Source organism: Streptomyces sp. WM6386, from assembly GCF_000972385.1.
Taxonomy (GTDB): Bacteria; Actinomycetota; Actinomycetes; order Streptomycetales; family Streptomycetaceae; genus Streptomyces.
Genome location: NZ_JXTE01000065.1, coordinates 14,060 through 29,192, shown reverse-complemented (window position 1 = coordinate 29,192; position 15,133 = coordinate 14,060). Strand labels below are relative to the sequence as shown.

The following is a 15,133-nucleotide window of genomic DNA, read 5'->3' as shown; positions in this document are numbered from 1 at the left end:
CCCCAGGGGCAGGGTCAACCGGCGAGCTGCGCCTCCACCGCGGCGACCAGTTCGTCCGACTCCGGCTCGGTCTGCGGCGAGAAGCGGGCGACGACCGTGCCGTCGCGGCCGATGAGGAACTTCTCGAAGTTCCAGCGGATGTCGCCGCTGTGCCCCTCGGCGTCGGCGAACCCGACGAGCCGCTCGTAGAGCGCGTGCCGGCCCTCGCCGTTCACCTCGACCTTCTCGGTCAGCGGGAAGGTCACGCCGTACGTCGCCGAGCAGAACTCCGCGATCTCCTCGGCGCTGCCGGGCTCCTGCCCGAGGAACTGGTTGCAGGGCACGCCGAGGACGGTGAAGCCGCGCTCGGCGTACCGCTCCTGGAGCTTCTCGAGCCCGTTGTACTGCGGGGTCAGCCCGCACTTGGAGGCCACGTTCACGACGAGTACGGCCTGGCCCGCGTACTGGGAGAGGTCGGCGGCGCCGCCCTGGAGGGTGTCGATGTCGACGGCGAGGGGGGAGGTGCTGTCAGAAAGCGTCATAAGCGGATGCTAGGCGCTCCGCTGGGGGCAGCCGGACGAAGGTCGTATTACGGCTGCGGGCCGTCCGTGGCTGGTCGCGCCGTTCCCCGCGCCCCTTTGGGGCGCGGACTGGCACCCGGCGCCTCGACCAGCACGTCCCCCGCCGCAGTCCGCTCGTACAGCACCGACCGACCCGCCCGCCGCCGCTCCACCAGCCCCGCGTCCAGGAGCACCCGCAGATGACGGCCGACCGAGCCGAGTGACTGGCCGGTGACGGCGACGAGCTGGGTCGTGCTCATGGGGGAGCCGAGCAGCGTGAGCACCGTCGCCCGCGCGGGCCCGACCAGCGCGCCGAGCCCCGCCGGGACCGGCCGCCGGTCGTGGTCCTCGGCGAGCACCCCGGAACACGGGTAGACCACGGCGTACCGCTCCCGCCCCTCCCATGACACCCAGCCCCGTCCCGTCGTCACCGGGACGAAGGCCAGCTCCGCGCCGGAGGCGATCTCCCGCGGCGGATACTCGTGCAGATTGACCTGGAACCGGCTCCCGCCGAGCCACCGCGTCCACGGCCGCAGCGAGTCCAGTACGGCGGCCCAGCCACCCTGGCTCACCTGCGCGGTCCGTGCGACCACGTCGGCCTCCAGGACGCGCCGCCGACGGTCCCAGTACGGCCGTACGGTCTCCTCCCAGACGTAGGTGAGGAGCGCGGTGGCCCGCTCGGGCAGGTCGTCGCGGTCCAGGAGCGCGGGGAGCGGCGCCCCGGCGAGCGAGACGCGGAGGTTGGCCCGGGCGGAGTCGGGGGCGGCCGCACGGACTCGTTCCACCGTCTCCTCGAAGGGCTCCCCGGCGTACGGGGTGGGGCAGATGAAGTCGGCGATCCAGGACCTGAGCCCGGCGTCGACGAGCGCTCCCGCCACCGGGTCGGCCGCGAGGAGCGCGCGGTAACCGGGCAGATGCGCGCGCAGCCAGGCCTCCTCGCCGGGGTGGGCGCCGATGCCGGCGTGCAGCAGCTTCAGGCTCGCGAAGGTCTCGGCGAAGGGGGAGACCAGGAAGCGGCTGCGGGCGAGGGTGTCGGCGTCGATCAGCCACAAACCCATGCGCGTCGTCTCCCACCTTTCGTGTGTCCGCGAAAGATTAACCGTCGGCCGGTGATCGCTCCGAGACTCCACCCCATGCGCAGTTACCGACAGCTCTTCCGCACCCCGGAGTTCACGCCGTTCTTCCTCTCCTACACCGCTTTCAACGCGGCCCTGACGATCGGCGGCCTCTCCCTCGCCACGATGGTCTACCGGGCGACGGACTCGCCGCTGCTGTCGGCGCTGAGCATGTTCGGCCCGCAGTTGGCGCAGCTGCTCGGGGCGACCTTCCTGCTCTCGGGTGCGGACCGGCTGCGCCCCCGGGCGACGCTGACCTGGGAGAACCTCGCCTTCGCGGCCCTCACGGCAGTGCTGGCCCTGCGGGGGCTCCCGATCTGGGCGGTCTTCGTCGTCGTCCTCGCGCAGGGACTGATCGCGTCGCTCGGCGGGGGAGTGACCGGGGGCCTGCTCAACGAGATCCTCCCCAAGGACGGTTTCGTACTGGGCCGTTCGGTGTTCAACATGGCGTCGGGCCTGATGCAGGTGCTCGGTTTCGCGATGGGCGGGGCGCTGCTGGCGTTCCTGTCCCCGCGCACCTGTCTGCTTCTCGCGGCGGCGCTGTACACCGTGGCGGCCCTGGGCAACCGCCTGGGCCTGACCGACCGCCCGCCCCGCACCAAGGGCCGCCTCTCGGTGTCGGCGACCTGGAGCACGAACGCCTTCCTGTGGTCGTCCCGCCCGCGCCGCCTGACGTACCTGGGCTTGTGGATCCCGAACGGCCTGGTGGTCGGCTGCGATTCCCTGTACGTCTCCTACGCCCCGGAGGCCGCGGGCGCGCTGTTCGCGAGCGGGGCGCTGGGCATGTTCGTGGGGGACGTGGTGGTGGGCCGTTTCGTCGGGCCTGCGGTCCGGGCGCGTCTGGCGACCGCGCTGCTTCTGCTGCTGGCGACGCCGTACCTGATCTTCGCGCTGCGCCCGGAGGTCCCCGTGGCCGCGGTGGCCGTGTTCCTCTCCAACGTCGGCTTCGCCGCGAGCCTGGTCCAGCAGGAGCGGCTGATGTCCCTCACACCGGACGACATGGCGGGGCATGCCCTTGGCTTGCGGTCCTCGGGGATGCTGGCCATGCAGGGCGTGGCGGCGGGGGTCGCGGGCACGGTGGCCCAACTGACGTCCCCGGCAACGGGGATGACGGTGATGGCGTCCGCGTCGGTGGTGGTGACGGTGGGGCTAGCGGTCGCGGGTCAGCGTGAGGAACGACGTCCAGGTGTCAGGGGTGATGGTGAGGCTGGGGCCGTCGGTGTTCTTTGAGTCGCGGATGTGGATGGTGTGGGGGGTCGTGGCGACTTCGAGGCACGCGCCGCCCTGCTCGCTGCTGTAGCTGGACTTGGCCCAATTGACGGCCACTTCGAGGCACTGACCGCCTTGCTCGCTGCTGTAGCTCGACTTGAACCACTGAAGTGCGGTGTTCATTGCTCTCCTAGCAGACGATCCAACAGGCCTTGGGTCTCCGCGGGGTTGAGGGCCGGCAGCACCTGGTTGTCGTACCAGGAGAGCGTTAATGCCTCCCGCTCCAGGTCGATGTACTCTTCCACCCACCTCGGGAACAGATCGATCTCGGGCATGTTGGGCAGCAAGCCCAGAGCCATGGTCCGCGTGGTCACCACATGCCACCCCGTCGCCTTGCGACTGGTCGCCAGATGATGCCCCCGATGCAGCGTCCCCACGTACGGCTTCAGCACCCCCGGATCCTCGACGTTGTCGAAGACGAGCAACCACCCCTCATGCTCCTGGAGCCAGAGAACCGCCCAAGCAGCCCGCTCATCCGACCCCACCGCTCCCGCCCACTGGGGGCACAAGGCCATGGCCAGACCCGCCAGACCCGACACGATCGACTCGGCGCTCTCCGCGGTGATCCACCAGACCAGCGAGTACGACTCCCGGTACTCATGGGCGTAGTGCAAGGCCAGCGAGCTCTTCCCCACTCCGCCCAGCCCATGGATCGCCCGCACGGCGACCTGCTGAGTAACCGCGGCCGAACCACGACCGGTCAACAGGGAACGTAACTCGTCGAGTTCGCTGCCACGCCCCACGAACACCTCAGTCGCCGACCCCGGCAAAAACCCCGCCCCCACCGGCGCCACAACCGTCCGAGCCCAGTGCACGGCCTCCGCGGGCAGCACGACAACCCGAGCGTTGTCCCCACTGACGGCGACCCCGATCGACTCACCCGCCGCGATCGCCCGCTCCCCGGACGCAGACGCCCCGGCACTCGCCTCGCTCATGGCTTGGACGAACCGTGACCGTCACCGGTGATGGCGATACCGATGCTCCCGCCCGCCGCAATCGACCGAGCCCCCGACGCGATGACCGTCGTCGTACCCCCACCCCCACCCGGCAACAACGCGGCCAACTCCCCCTCCAACTCAGGATGCTTCCGCAACGCCCGCCGGATCTCCTGCCGAAGCGCCCCCACCGCGTCCTCGTTCCCCGGTTCCGCAGCGGCCTCCTGAACCGCCTCCTCCAGCCCCTCACGCCCGCGCTCATCGACCCGGCGGAACGTCGCCCGCAGCAACTCCCGCCCGACCTCCGCCGCCGTACCCGAGGCGCCGGCCGCGGGCTCACCCGTCAGCACCCCATCGCCGTACGCCCCCAACGACTCCCGCAGGAACGGCGTCATCCCCTGCACGAACTCGGCGTCCGCCATCTCATGTCCCCCGGCGTTCTGTCTCACGGTCCCGGTATCTCTTCCTGCCGCGGCGGCCAGCCCGGAATCACGTAGGCCGACTGGAAGTTGGCCACCAGCCATTCACGGCCCACCCTTCTCATCAGCAACGGGAAACCCTGCGTGGACTCGTCGGCCGGAGCCAGTACCACGATCTCGTAGTCGAGGCCGACGCGCCGAGGTGGTCCGGGGGCGGCCCAGGTGTCCGGATCCCACCCGGCGTAGTGACCGCGCAGCGCCTCGATCCTGCCGTCCAGCATCGGCTTGGCTAGTTCACGACTCGGCTTCGGCTGGGCCAGGGCCCTCGCCAGCAGGTCCCGGTCCTCTCCCTGGACCACGGGGTGCTCCGCGTTGGCGATGATCCAGTCCTGGGCGAGCGCCAGCCTGAGGTTGTCGTCGAGTCTCTTCCAGACCTCGGCCGCCTTCCATTTCCGGCGCAGGAGGTTCAGCCAGCTGTGAGCGGCGGCCACGGGTCCGTGCTCGCCGTAGTGCGTGTTCCATTCCGCGGACACGATGTCCTTCAAACCCAGGGAGCACACGCGCAGATCGGCGTGGTGCGTGTTGTCGAGCACCCACTGGAAGGACTCCAACGCCTGGCCCATGTCGCCGAGTCGGTGGCTGAGAACCCCGAAAAGGTATACGGCCTGGGCCTGTTGTTCCCCGTGCAGCCGGGCGCAGGCGTGCCGGAGCTGGCGCAGGGCGTCCTCCACGTTTCCCTCCCGCGCCTTGGCGAGTGCCGCCGCGATCTCCGGGGGCGAGGTGACATCCTTGAACTGGCCGGGGGAGTCGGCTGCGGAGGACAGGGAACCGAGGGCGGCGGGAACGGCGGCGGGGCTGGCGTGCAGGACTCGTACGAGCTTCCAGAAGTCGGCGTCCTCGCCCTCGCCGATCACGTACGAGGTGGTCAGATTCAGCGGTGTCGGGATCAGCCACTGGTCCTCCCGCCGGAGGACCACGGGCAGGAACTTCGCCTTGTCCTGCCGTCCGTGATACAGGTCCGCCGTGATCCATGTCCCCTCCCACCGGACGCCGGACCCGACCCCCAGCGGAGACTCCCCGTCGAACCGCTCCCGGTAGTTCGCCGTCACCACGACCAGCACGAAGTCGGCCTTGTCCAGCTCCCGCCGCATCCAGGTCGGCCATGAGCCGGGCGGCCGGTGCTCCTCGAACTGGTCGATCCAGGCGTCGACACCGGCCTCGCGCAGCCGGTTGGTGAGGGCCAGCACCGCTTTCTGGTGTCCCTCACTGTCGTGCGAGTACGAGATGAGCACGCGAACGTCAGACATCGGCGGTGTCCCCCCGGACCGGCAGGCATATGGGGTCAATGTAGATCCCCGGGCAGGGTGTCGGCTGCCTTTCAACCAGCCTTCACACCGCCCACGGGCCGTAAGGACGGACGAGGAACGGAACCTCCCACTCCGTACGGTTCCGTTACGACAGGCACTCTTGACAGTCTGCGTACTGTTTCGCGACGTTTGAGCCTCACCGCACACTGTGCGCGTGGCAGGACGCGGTAGACGCGTCATAGGGGGAACTGGGGGGAGCGGTCGCCCATGCGATCCATGAGCAACTCCATGAGAAACCGGATCACGATCCACAGACCCGAGGAGCTGGGCGGAGAGCTCCGCGGGGCCTGGCACCGGGTGACGGACGAGTCGCCCGACTTCGGAAACCCGTTCCTGGCACCGGAGTTCGCGGCCGGGGTCGGAACGTACCGCGGCGGGGCCCGGGTGGCGGTCCTGCACGAGCACGGGGAGCCCGTCGGCTTCTTCCCGTACGAACGCAACGCCTTCGGTGTCGGCCGGGCCATCGGTCTCGGCCTCTCGGACTGTCAGGCGCTGGTCCACCGCCCCGGAGTCACCTGGGACACGGGGGAGCTGCTGCGGGCCTGCGGTCTCTCGGTCTTCGAGTTCGACCACCTGATCGACGAGCAGAAACCTCTCGGCCGGTTTGTCACCGGGACGTTCGCCTCCCCGGTCGTCGATCTGAAGGCCGCCGAGGGTACGTACGCGGAGTGGCTGCGCGGCTCCTATCCGGGCCTGGCCAAGACGGTCCTGAAGAAGGAACGCCGGCTGGCCCGCGACCTCGGTGAGATGCGGTTCGTCTTCGACGAGCGGGACCCGGGAATGCTGCGGCAGCTGATGCGGTGGAAGTCGGCCCAGTACCGCCGCACGGGCCGTATGGACCGCTTCGCCCGCCCCTGGATCGTCGCTCTCACCGACCACTTCTTCCAGGTGCGCGAGGAGCACTTCACCGGCGTCCTGTCGGTCGTCTACGCCGGTGACCGCCCGGTCGCGGCCCACTTCGGCCCCACCTCGCGCACCGTGTTCGCGGCCTGGTTCACGGCGTACGACCCCGAACTCCGTTACTACTCGCCTGGGTTGATCATGCATCTGCGCATGGCGGAGGCGGCGGGCCGGCAGGGCGTACGGGTGATGGACCTGGGGCGCGGCGACAAGGAGTACAAGGACTGGCTCAAGACCCGTGAACTGCGTGTCGGTGAGGGCTTCGCGTACCGGCCCCACCCGGTCGCCGCGACCCACCGGCTGTGGCGCAGACCGGTCCGGGGCCTGCGGAACACGGTTCTGGCGCATCCGCGGCTGCGGGAGCCGGCGGACCGTCTGCTGAAGACGGTCGGCGCTGTGCGCGCGAAGACGCGCTGAGCCGGTCGTCCGGCACGGCATTCGAGGGCGTACCGCGCTCCCGGATGCCCCTTCGGAGATCCCTTTCGCGGGGCTCCGACCCCTTCATCACTCCTTGCTGGAAGAGGTGACGATGCCGTACGGATCGCGGCTCGCCGCGACGATGACACGGCGGCTCGGACGGGAATGCGTCTACACGCCCTCGGCGCGACTGGCCCTCTACCTGGCCCTGCGGCGCTGGTGCCGCCCGGGCGGCCGGGTCCTGATGTCCCCGGTGAACGACGACGTGATCCTCTTCGTCGTCCTCGCGGCCGGCCTGCGCCCGGTGCAGGCCCCGGTGTCGCCGTGGGACGGCAACATCGACCCGGGGGCCGTACCGGAGTCCACCTGGCGCGGTGTGGACGCGGTGCTGACCACGAGCCTGTACGGGATGCCGGACCGGATCGTCGAACTGCGCGACCGTTGCGAGCAGTTGGGTATTCCGCTGATCGAGGACGCGGCGCATGCGATCGGCACGCACGTGGACGGGCAGCCGATCGGGACGTTCGGCAAGGCGGCCGCCTTCAGTCTCTCCAAGCACGTGGCGGGGATGGCGGGCGGCTTCCTGGCGGTCGAGGACGCGCGTGCGCGCAGGGAGCTGGAGCTCCTGCGAGACGACCTGCTGACACCGGCGAGGCTGACGGCGGACCTGTCGACGGCCCTGCGCCCGCTGGCCCGTTCGACGGTCCGCGCGCTGCATCTCGTACGCCCCACCTGGCGCACCATGCAACGCCTGGGCCTCCTGGAACGCGACGCCTTCCGGATGTCCCTGCACGCACCGAGGCTGTCGCTCTGTGCCCGCGAGGCGCCGAGCCTGCTGCCGTACGACCCCTGGATCCGCGTGGACCTGCACGACTACCGCGCCCGTCACGGACGGCTGGTGCGGGCGGGCCTGAACCTGCGGATGAACCTGCTGGACGAGAACCTCTCCCGCCGCAGAGAGGGTGTCACCCTGCTGTCGGGCACCCCCTGGGCCTCCCCGGCCCTGAACGACCGGGCGGCCCACAACGGCCCCCTGCCCCTGTTCCGAGTCCCCCTGCTGGTCGAGGACCGCGACGCCCTGGTGGGACGCCTGGTCACCCACGGAATCGTCGCCGGCTACATCTACGACCCACCCCTGGACGACTACGCGGGAGCAGAGTTCACCGATCCGTCCCCCGACCCCACCGCAGCCCGCTGGTTCGCCTCCCACGTCCTCCCGGCAGACCCCCTGCTGGCCCGCAAGATCACGAAAGCCCTCACCAAGGAACGCACGAAAACAGCCCACCCACCGACCCCGGCACCCCCAAGGGCCGTCCCGGACACGACACCGCCGGCACCGCTGGGCCAGTGAGCCCACGGCAAGGGCCGGTTCGCAGGCCTTGACCTGCGAACCGGCCCTCGGCCGTACGGGATACGGTCAGCGCACGTCGACGAAGTCGCCGCTGGCCTTGACCGCGGCGGTCGTGGTGGTGCCGCTGAAGCTCCAGCGCCAGTAGCCGTCCTGGGCGGCCTTGACGGTCGTCCTCAGCTTGCCGGTACTGTCGCTCGTCACGGTCTTGACCGTGGTGTACGTGGCACTGTTCTTCGGCCGGAACTGCAGCTTGACCGGCTGCGAGGTGTAGCCGGCGTACACGTACTTGTCCCAGTTCGCGCGGGCCAGCTTGCCCGTGACCGTGATCGTCCTGCCCTTGGTGACGGGCTCGGGCGAGGCGTCGACACCGAGCGTGGAACGCCGCTTCACGGGGTGGGTCTGGTAGACGCCCCCGTAGTAGTCACCGTCCTTGGCCTGGAACTGGACGTACACGTCCCAGGGTCCCGCGAGGGTGTTGCGGGGCAGGTCGATGTCCTTCTCCAGCTTGACGACGAGCTTGCAGTTCGACGTCGTGGAGCTGGTGGCGGTGCACGTGGGCTCGCCGTGGAACGACCAGTAGTCGTCCCCCTTCTCGCGGTCGATCTGCAGGAACGCGAGATCCTTGCTGATGCCGGAGTCGTCGGAGACGGTCACCGCGATCGTGAACGACTCCGTGCGGGACGTACCGAAGACGATGGACTTGCCACCGTTCACCGACACCTTCTCGATCACCACACCCGTCTCGGCCGCGTACGCGACCGGCGCGGTGAGCGCGGAACCGGCAAGGAGGAGGGCGCCGCCGAGAGCGGCGCCCATGACTGCTGCACGCATGGATCCCCATTAGCTTCGAGCCGGCCGCCGACCCTGGAACCCCCCAGGTCACGGGCACGGCAGGTGCGGTGAGGATACGACATTCCCGCGTACGGCGGTCAGCTGTCGCCCGGTCGGGATGTCAGCCCGGGGCCACGGCGCGGCCGGTCGTGGGGGAGATCATCCCCGAGCACAGCCCCTTGGCGGCCAGGGTCTGGGCGATGCGCGGGATCGCCGCGCGGGTGTTGGCGGGCCAGTCGTGCATGAGGATGACCTGCCCGTTGGTGAGCCGGCCGGCCGCCGCGACGATCGCGTCGGTACTGGCGTTGTTCCAGTCCTGCGAGTCGACGTTCCAGATGATCTCGGTCAGCCCGTACCTGGCCGCTACGGCCTTCACCGTCGCGTTGGTCTCGCCGTACGGCGGCCGGAACAGCCTCGGTGTGCCACCGCCCGCGTTCGCGATCGCCTGCTGGGTGCGGGAGATCTCCGAGTCGATCGTGGCCTGGCTCTGCTGGGTCAGATGCGGGTGCGTGTAGCTGTGGTTGCCGACCCACATCCCCGCGCTGACCTGTGCCCTGACCAGAGCCGGGGAGGCGGCGGCGTACTGGCCCTGGTTGAACATGGTGGCCCTGAGGCCGTTCTGCTTCAGGGAGTTGAGCAGGGCGGTGGTGCCACTGCCCGGGCCGTCGTCGAAGGTGAGTCCGACGTATCCGGCGCAGGCGGTGGTCTGCGCGGAGGCGGCGGTGGGGACGGTGAGGGTGCCTGCGGCGGCCAGAGCGGCGGCGGCCAGCAACGGTAGGTGCGCCCGGGTCCTCATCAGGCCACCGTGATGTTGGAGTTGCCGCTGCTGCGGTAGCCCTCGGTCGCCATGATCATGTAGTAGCGGAAGCTGCCGAGGGTCATCCCGGCGCGGCCCCACGCGTCGAAGTGGTTCCCGGTGGTGATGGAGCCACCCGTCCGCTTGGACTGCCGGACGCTCCAGTACTGGTTGAAGGTGCGGGTGCCTTCGACGGACGGGGCGTTGTACCGGGTGGTCTGGTAGATGTCGTACGTGCCACCGTCGCTGGTGACGCTGCCCTTGTACGTCCCCGTCGGCCGGTAGGTCCCCCAGCTGTCGACGATGTAGTACTCGACGAGCGGGTTCGACGTCCAGCCGTAGAGGCACAGGTAGGCGTTGCCGGACGGGTTGAAGGACCCCGAGTAGCTGACGGTCCTGCGACTGCCGTTGCTCCATCCCTTTCCCGCGACGAAGTTGCCGGTGTTGCTCCATGAGGTGCGGTAGTTCCCACCGGAAGCCAGCGTCATGGAGACGGTCCCCGGTGCGTCGGTCCAGAACGAGTAGTAGTACCCGTTGTTCGTCCCGGTCTGGTTCGTGGTGATCACCGTGTCCGCGTGAGCGGTCCCGGGCAGGGCCACTCCGGTCGCGACCGCCAGCGCGGTGGTACCGACTCCGCTGACGAACGTCCTGCGGCTCATGGGTGCGGGTGCGTCGTTCATGTGCCTGCTTCCTCTCGTCGAGTAGCTCGGTCGTCGACAGCTTTGGAGTGACCCTGACAACTGTCAATAGTTTCGGTAATTGTTTCGAAACGTTCGAGCGAGGAGAGGAAGGCTGGCACGACTGTCTTGCCTGCTCAGTGCCCCTGTTTGAGGAGTTGCACCGAGGTTGATCGACAGTGCCTGCCTGGGCAAGATCAAGGCAGGGCTTCGACTTTACGAATGTTTCGAGGATTTTCCGATCAAGAGGAGGTCTGTGCGTCCTCGATCGGGAAGGTCTCGTCTTCCCCGAAGTCCGGGGCTTGGAAGGGGTTGGTCGCCGGGGGCGGCGATGCCGCGGCGGCGGAGCTGGGCGTCCCTTCCGGGGCGGAGAACAGCGAATTCACGTCGATGAGAGATGTTCCGTTCGGTGCAGAGCCATGAAGAGAGCCGCGGTGCCCTGACCGGGCACCGCGGTCCTACAGCTTGCTCATCTTGGTGTACGGGCTCAGGATCCGCTGCTGCACCGAACCGAAATCGACGAACGCCGCGATTCCGTCCTCGATGCCGATCACGCGGCCGAGACCGTACATGTCGTGTGTGACCTGGTCGCCCACCGCGAACTCCTTGAGCGGTGGTGCGACCGGGGCCTTGAAGGGGCTGGTGGGCAAGTGACGCTTCGGTGCAGATGGCTTTGTCATTGTGCCTAGTATGCGCCCGCGCGCCCTCGCGCGGGGCAGTCGTCCATATCGGAGTGACGACGCTTTGGTGACTCCTGTGAACGACCAGGCCCCCACCACGGCTCCTGATCCCCTCACAATCCCCTCTGGTCGCACCTTTCTGTAACCGTTCCTGTTCACACCGTTGACACCTCGCGCACCTCCCCTTACTGTCCTCGCCAATATTCCGATCATGCGACGACATTTCGAACGGCTTGAGTGAGGTCCGCCGGCTGATCACTCGCCATCTCCTCAACGACGAGAAGAACTAGGAACAATCACCATGCTCAATCGAAGAGCCGTCCTCGCCGGAGCCGCTTTACTCGCCTTCCCCCTGTCCGCCTGCGGCAAGGAGAGCGAAGGCAGCACCAGCGGCACTTCGGGGGGCGGTTCCGCGGGCGGTACCGTCGGCATCGCCATGCCGACCCGCGCCTCCGAGCGCTGGCTCACCGACGGCAAGACCCTCGTCGCGGGCCTGAAGGCCATGCAGTACAAGTCCAAGCTGGTCTACGGCGACGACGACCCCAAGGCCCAGGTCTCCCAGATCGAGAAACTGATCCAGCAGGGCGTCGACGCGCTGGTCATCGCGGCCATCGACAACACGTCGCTGAACGGCGTGCTGAAGAAGGCGGCCGCCGCGGAGATTCCGGTGATCGCCTACGACCGGCTCATCCTCGGCACCAAGGACGTCGACTACTACGTCTCCTTCGACAACGAGATGGTCGGCCGGATGCAGGCCCACTTCATCATCGAGAAGCTCGGTCTGGAGGACGGCAAGGGCCCGTTCAACATCGAGCTGTTCGCCGGTTCCCCCGACGACAACAACACCAAGTACTTCTTCGACGGTTCGATGGCGCTCCTGCAGCCGTTCCTGGACAGCAAGCAGTTGATCGTGCCGTCCGGCCAGACCGAGCTCGAAAAGATCACCACCCTGCGCTGGGACGGGCCCACCGCGCAGAAGCGCATGACCGACATCCTCAACGGGTCCTACGGCGCCAGGAAGGTCGACGCGGTCCTGTCGCCCTACGACGGCATCTCCCGGGGTGTCCTGGCCGCGCTGACCCTGGACGGCTACGGCACCGACGCCAAACCCCTCCCCGTCGTCACCGGCCAGGACGCCGAACTGGCCTCGGTGAAGTCGATCATCGCGGGCGGGCAGTCGCAGACCGTCTACAAGGACGTCCGCCGGCTCGCCGACGCCGCCGCGAACATGGTCGACGAGATACTCAACGACCGCGTGGTCTCGATCGACAACTCCGTGACCTACAAGAACGGCGTCAAGCCCGTCCCCGCCGTCCTCCTCCAGCCGACGAGCGTCGACAAGTCCAACTACGACGTGCTGATATCGGACGAGTACTTCACCGCCGACGAGCTCAAGTAGCGGCGCGGCCTCGACGCAAAGGGCCCCGGACCATGATCGGTCCGGGGCCCTTTGCGCCGGCGGCGCCCGCCGTGGGGAGTGGCGAAGGGGCGCGCGCCTTGCCTGCGTCGTGTGCTCGGCGCACGCTGGTCGTATGGGTGCTCACAACGGTGGCCCTACGCTCATCACTTCCGTGCAGCGGGCCCTTCGACTGCTGGAGGCGGTGAGCACACACGGGAACGGCGCACCGGCGAAGCAACTGGCACGCGAGACGGGACTGCCCCTGGCCACCGCCTATCACCTGCTGCGGACGCTGGTCCACGACGGATACGTACGGAAGCTGGACGACGGCGGGTTCGTCCTGGGCGACAAGCTGCAGATGGTGCACACCGCGGGCCGCGGGCAGGCCCTGCTCAGCCGCGTCCGTCCCACGCTCGCCGCTCTGCGGGACGACCTCGCAACCGCCGCCTACCTCACCTTCTACGAGGAGGGGGAGATCCGAGTCGCCGAGATCGTCGACGGCCCCCAGGCGCCCCGTGTCGATCTCTGGGTGGGATTCGAGGACGCGGGGCACGCCACCGCGTTGGGCAAGTCAGTGCTGCGGGAGCTGGACGACGCCTCCCGCAAGGACTACCTCTCCCGGCACTCGCTCGCCGACCTCACACCGCGGACCATCACCAGCTCCGCCGAACTGCTCCGGCGTCTCGACTCCTCACCCGTGGCCCCGGCCGTCACGGACCTGGAGGAGTACGCCCTCGGTACGGTCTGTGTCGCCGTGCCCGTCTACAGCGGGGACACACTCGGCTCGCTCGGCGTCTCGCTGCGGGCGGACCGGCTCTCCCGACTCGAGGAGATCCTGGCGCGGCTGATCCCGACCGCGAGTCGCGTGACCAGGGGTCTGTCGCTCACTATCTGAAAATCCCCTCCTTGTGGCGCCGGAGCCATACCTCTTTCCTGGATGAAAGGGATATCTGAGCAGCCCCCGCACAAGGTGAGGACTACGGACGAAGCATGAGTCAGGCTCCAGACCATGGCGGCGACCACTGGCTGATACGGCCGTTCAGGAACCGATGTGCCGGTCCCGGGTCGACGGCCCGAAAAGGCGCCGCCGCACAGTTCGCCGCCGTCACACCCGCCCTGCCCGTGCTGATCGTCTCCGTCGTCGTGCTGGTCGACGTCGCGTGCGGAGCGGGGACGATCTGGCTGCCACTGCTCGCGGCCGGCCCCGCGCTGGCCGCCACCACGGGCGGGCCGCGCGGAGTCCTGTGTGTCGGCCTTCTCGCCGCGGTGCTGGGCGCGGTGCTCGGCACCCGGGACGGTGTTCCGGGACATGAGCTGACGGCCGTACTGTCCGCCCTGGCGGCCGTCACTCTGGCAAGTGGCCTCGCCAGCGCGCTGCGCTGGCGTCGTGAACGGGTGCTCGCGGCCGTCCGCTCGGTCGCGGAGGCCGCCCAGCATGCGCTCCTCAAGCCCGTACCGGCGACCGTCGGCCCGTTCCAGGTGGCCGTCCGCTACAGCGCCGCGGCGGCGGAGGCCCGGATCGGCGGGGATTTCTACGCCCTGGTGCCCACCCCGTACGGGGTCAGACTGATCGTCGGCGATGTGCGCGGCAAAGGACTGCCGGCCGTGGGCACCGCCGCACTCGTACTCGGAGTCTTCCGTGAGGCCGCCTACGACGAGCCCGATCTCTTCGCCGTCGTCGGCAGGATCGAGCGGAGCCTGGCCCGCAACCTCGGTGTTGACGACTTCGTCACCGCCGTGGTCGTCGGGTACCCGCGGGCAGGCCATCTGGAGGTGGTCAACTGTGGACACGCGCCTCCGCTGCTGGTGCGCGCATCCGGCACCGTCGTGGCGGTGGAGCCTGTCCATCCGGCCCCGCCCCTCGGGCTGCGCTCCCTCACGGACGAGACTCCCAGCCTCCAGGTGCTGGCTTTCGCCGACGGGGATCAACTGCTGCTCTACACCGACGGGGTCACCGAGGCCCGCAACCAAGGCCGTGAGTTCTACCCGCTCGCCGAAGGGCTGGCCCGCCACCTGTCCGACGAGCCGGCCGACACCCTCACCGCGCTCCATGACGAACTGCTGGCGCATGTGGGCGGCCGGCTGCACGACGACGCGGCGCTGCTCCTGCTCCGCAAACCGGCCGTATCCGCAAGCGTCGCCGCCGTTGCCGAAGCGGCGTCGGACGTCGGCGGCAAAAGCCCTGTCGCCGCCTTCGTGGGAGAAATTTCGGCACCTGGCGATTCGTCCGCTCACGCAAACGGCCCCGGACGAGAGGTCCGAGGCCGAACAGAGCGCCTCCTTGGGGGATGAACCCCAGGTCAGGCTCGGTAACGCGTGGTGCCCTCGGCAGGATTCGAACCTGCGACACCGGCTTTAGGAGAGCCGTGCTCTATCCCCTGAGCTACGAAGGCATGGTGCGGGCCGGTAGGCCTGTGGCACCGCGGCCAGTGTAGCGG

General features: G+C 68.9%; 16 protein-coding genes and 1 tRNA gene. 6 read left to right on the top strand and 11 right to left on the bottom strand.

Translation table 11 applies throughout. The features are described 5' to 3' along the window. Window positions 1-14: 14 nt before the first annotated feature. Together TN53_RS31665 and TN53_RS31660 are read right to left on the bottom strand one after the other, a co-directional pair. Window positions 15-521: a glutathione peroxidase gene (locus TN53_RS31665; protein WP_046262178.1), complete on the bottom strand. Its 507-nt coding sequence runs from the start codon at window positions 519-521 to the stop codon at window positions 15-17. A gap of 47 nt (window positions 522-568) precedes the next feature. Continuing rightward, the gene (locus TN53_RS31660) at window positions 569-1,597 is read right to left on the bottom strand and encodes an ArsR/SmtB family transcription factor (protein ID WP_095046833.1); all 1,029 of its coding nucleotides are present in this window, start codon (window positions 1,595-1,597) and stop codon (window positions 569-571) included. Between the two features lie 75 nt (window positions 1,598-1,672). Between TN53_RS31660 and TN53_RS31655 the strand changes: the two genes are divergently transcribed. Next, window positions 1,673-2,884: an MFS transporter gene (locus TN53_RS31655; RefSeq protein WP_046262177.1), complete on the top strand. Its 1,212-nt coding sequence runs from the start codon at window positions 1,673-1,675 to the stop codon at window positions 2,882-2,884. Here TN53_RS31655 and TN53_RS45760 read toward each other — a convergent pair. Genes TN53_RS45760 through TN53_RS31640 form a run of 4 tightly spaced genes read right to left on the bottom strand, consistent with a single transcriptional unit; the run spans window position 2,804 to window position 5,584 of the window. Beyond that, window positions 2,804-3,046: a DUF397 domain-containing protein gene (locus TN53_RS45760; protein ID WP_095046832.1), complete on the bottom strand. Its 243-nt coding sequence runs from the start codon at window positions 3,044-3,046 to the stop codon at window positions 2,804-2,806. The genes TN53_RS31655 and TN53_RS45760 overlap by 81 nt on opposite strands. Beyond that, entirely contained in the window at window positions 3,043-3,858 is an 816-nt protein-coding gene (locus TN53_RS31650; RefSeq protein WP_052745343.1) for an ATP-binding protein, read from the bottom strand. Before TN53_RS31650 ends, TN53_RS45760 begins: the two co-directional genes overlap by 4 nt. Further along, window positions 3,855-4,307 (bottom strand): hypothetical protein, encoded by a 453-nt coding sequence (locus tag TN53_RS31645; RefSeq protein ID WP_234441742.1) that lies wholly within the window; start codon window positions 4,305-4,307, stop codon window positions 3,855-3,857. Before TN53_RS31645 ends, TN53_RS31650 begins: the two co-directional genes overlap by 4 nt. Further along, a complete protein-coding gene (locus tag TN53_RS31640; protein WP_159038221.1) occupies window positions 4,304-5,584 on the bottom strand; it encodes an SEFIR domain-containing protein in 1,281 nt (426 codons plus the stop codon). Before TN53_RS31640 ends, TN53_RS31645 begins: the two co-directional genes overlap by 4 nt. A 267-nt stretch (window positions 5,585-5,851) precedes the next feature. Between TN53_RS31640 and TN53_RS31635 the strand changes: the two genes are divergently transcribed. Both TN53_RS31635 and TN53_RS31630 read left to right on the top strand, forming a co-directional pair. Beyond that, window positions 5,852-6,961 (top strand): GNAT family N-acetyltransferase, encoded by a 1,110-nt coding sequence (locus TN53_RS31635; RefSeq protein WP_046262174.1) that lies wholly within the window; start codon window positions 5,852-5,854, stop codon window positions 6,959-6,961. A gap of 112 nt (window positions 6,962-7,073) precedes the next feature. Further along, window positions 7,074-8,312 (top strand): DegT/DnrJ/EryC1/StrS family aminotransferase, encoded by a 1,239-nt coding sequence (locus TN53_RS31630; RefSeq protein WP_046262173.1) that lies wholly within the window; start codon window positions 7,074-7,076, stop codon window positions 8,310-8,312. Window positions 8,313-8,378: 66 nt separating this feature from the next. Here TN53_RS31630 and TN53_RS31625 read toward each other — a convergent pair whose 3' ends face one another. The 4 genes from TN53_RS31625 to TN53_RS31610 all read right to left on the bottom strand — a co-directional run bounded on the left by TN53_RS31625 (window position 8,379) and on the right by TN53_RS31610 (window position 11,296). Continuing rightward, window positions 8,379-9,143, bottom strand: a complete 765-nt coding sequence (locus TN53_RS31625; protein WP_046262172.1) for a hypothetical protein — start codon at window positions 9,141-9,143, stop codon at window positions 8,379-8,381. 121 nt (window positions 9,144-9,264) lie between these two features. Beyond that, a complete protein-coding gene (locus tag TN53_RS31620) occupies window positions 9,265-9,939 on the bottom strand; it encodes a polysaccharide deacetylase family protein (protein ID WP_046262171.1) in 675 nt (224 codons plus the stop codon). Next, window positions 9,939-10,619 carry a glycoside hydrolase family 11 protein gene (locus TN53_RS31615; protein ID WP_046262170.1) on the bottom strand — a complete coding sequence of 227 codons (681 nt, stop codon included), beginning with the start codon at window positions 10,617-10,619 and terminating at the stop codon, window positions 9,939-9,941. The genes TN53_RS31620 and TN53_RS31615 overlap by 1 nt, the downstream gene beginning before the upstream one ends. Window positions 10,620-11,074: 455 nt before the next feature. Continuing rightward, on the bottom strand, window positions 11,075-11,296 hold the full coding sequence (locus TN53_RS31610; protein ID WP_046262169.1) for a hypothetical protein: 222 nt from the start codon (window positions 11,294-11,296) through the stop codon (window positions 11,075-11,077). A 301-nt stretch (window positions 11,297-11,597) separates the two neighbouring features. Between TN53_RS31610 and chvE the strand changes: the two genes are divergently transcribed. From chvE to TN53_RS31595, 3 genes are all read left to right on the top strand, one after another. After that, window positions 11,598-12,695: a multiple monosaccharide ABC transporter substrate-binding protein gene (gene chvE, locus TN53_RS31605; protein ID WP_095046830.1), complete on the top strand. Its 1,098-nt coding sequence runs from the start codon at window positions 11,598-11,600 to the stop codon at window positions 12,693-12,695. 133 nt (window positions 12,696-12,828) lie between these two features. Further along, window positions 12,829-13,590, top strand: coding sequence for an IclR family transcriptional regulator (locus TN53_RS31600; protein ID WP_046262167.1), 762 nt, complete (start codon window positions 12,829-12,831; stop codon window positions 13,588-13,590). Between the two features lie 95 nt (window positions 13,591-13,685). Further along, entirely contained in the window at window positions 13,686-14,987 is a 1,302-nt protein-coding gene (locus TN53_RS31595; RefSeq protein ID WP_199924677.1) for a PP2C family protein-serine/threonine phosphatase, read from the top strand. A gap of 25 nt (window positions 14,988-15,012) precedes the next feature. Here TN53_RS31595 and TN53_RS31590 read toward each other — a convergent pair. Continuing rightward, window positions 15,013-15,088, bottom strand: a tRNA-Arg gene (locus TN53_RS31590). Window positions 15,089-15,133 lie beyond the last annotated feature (45 nt).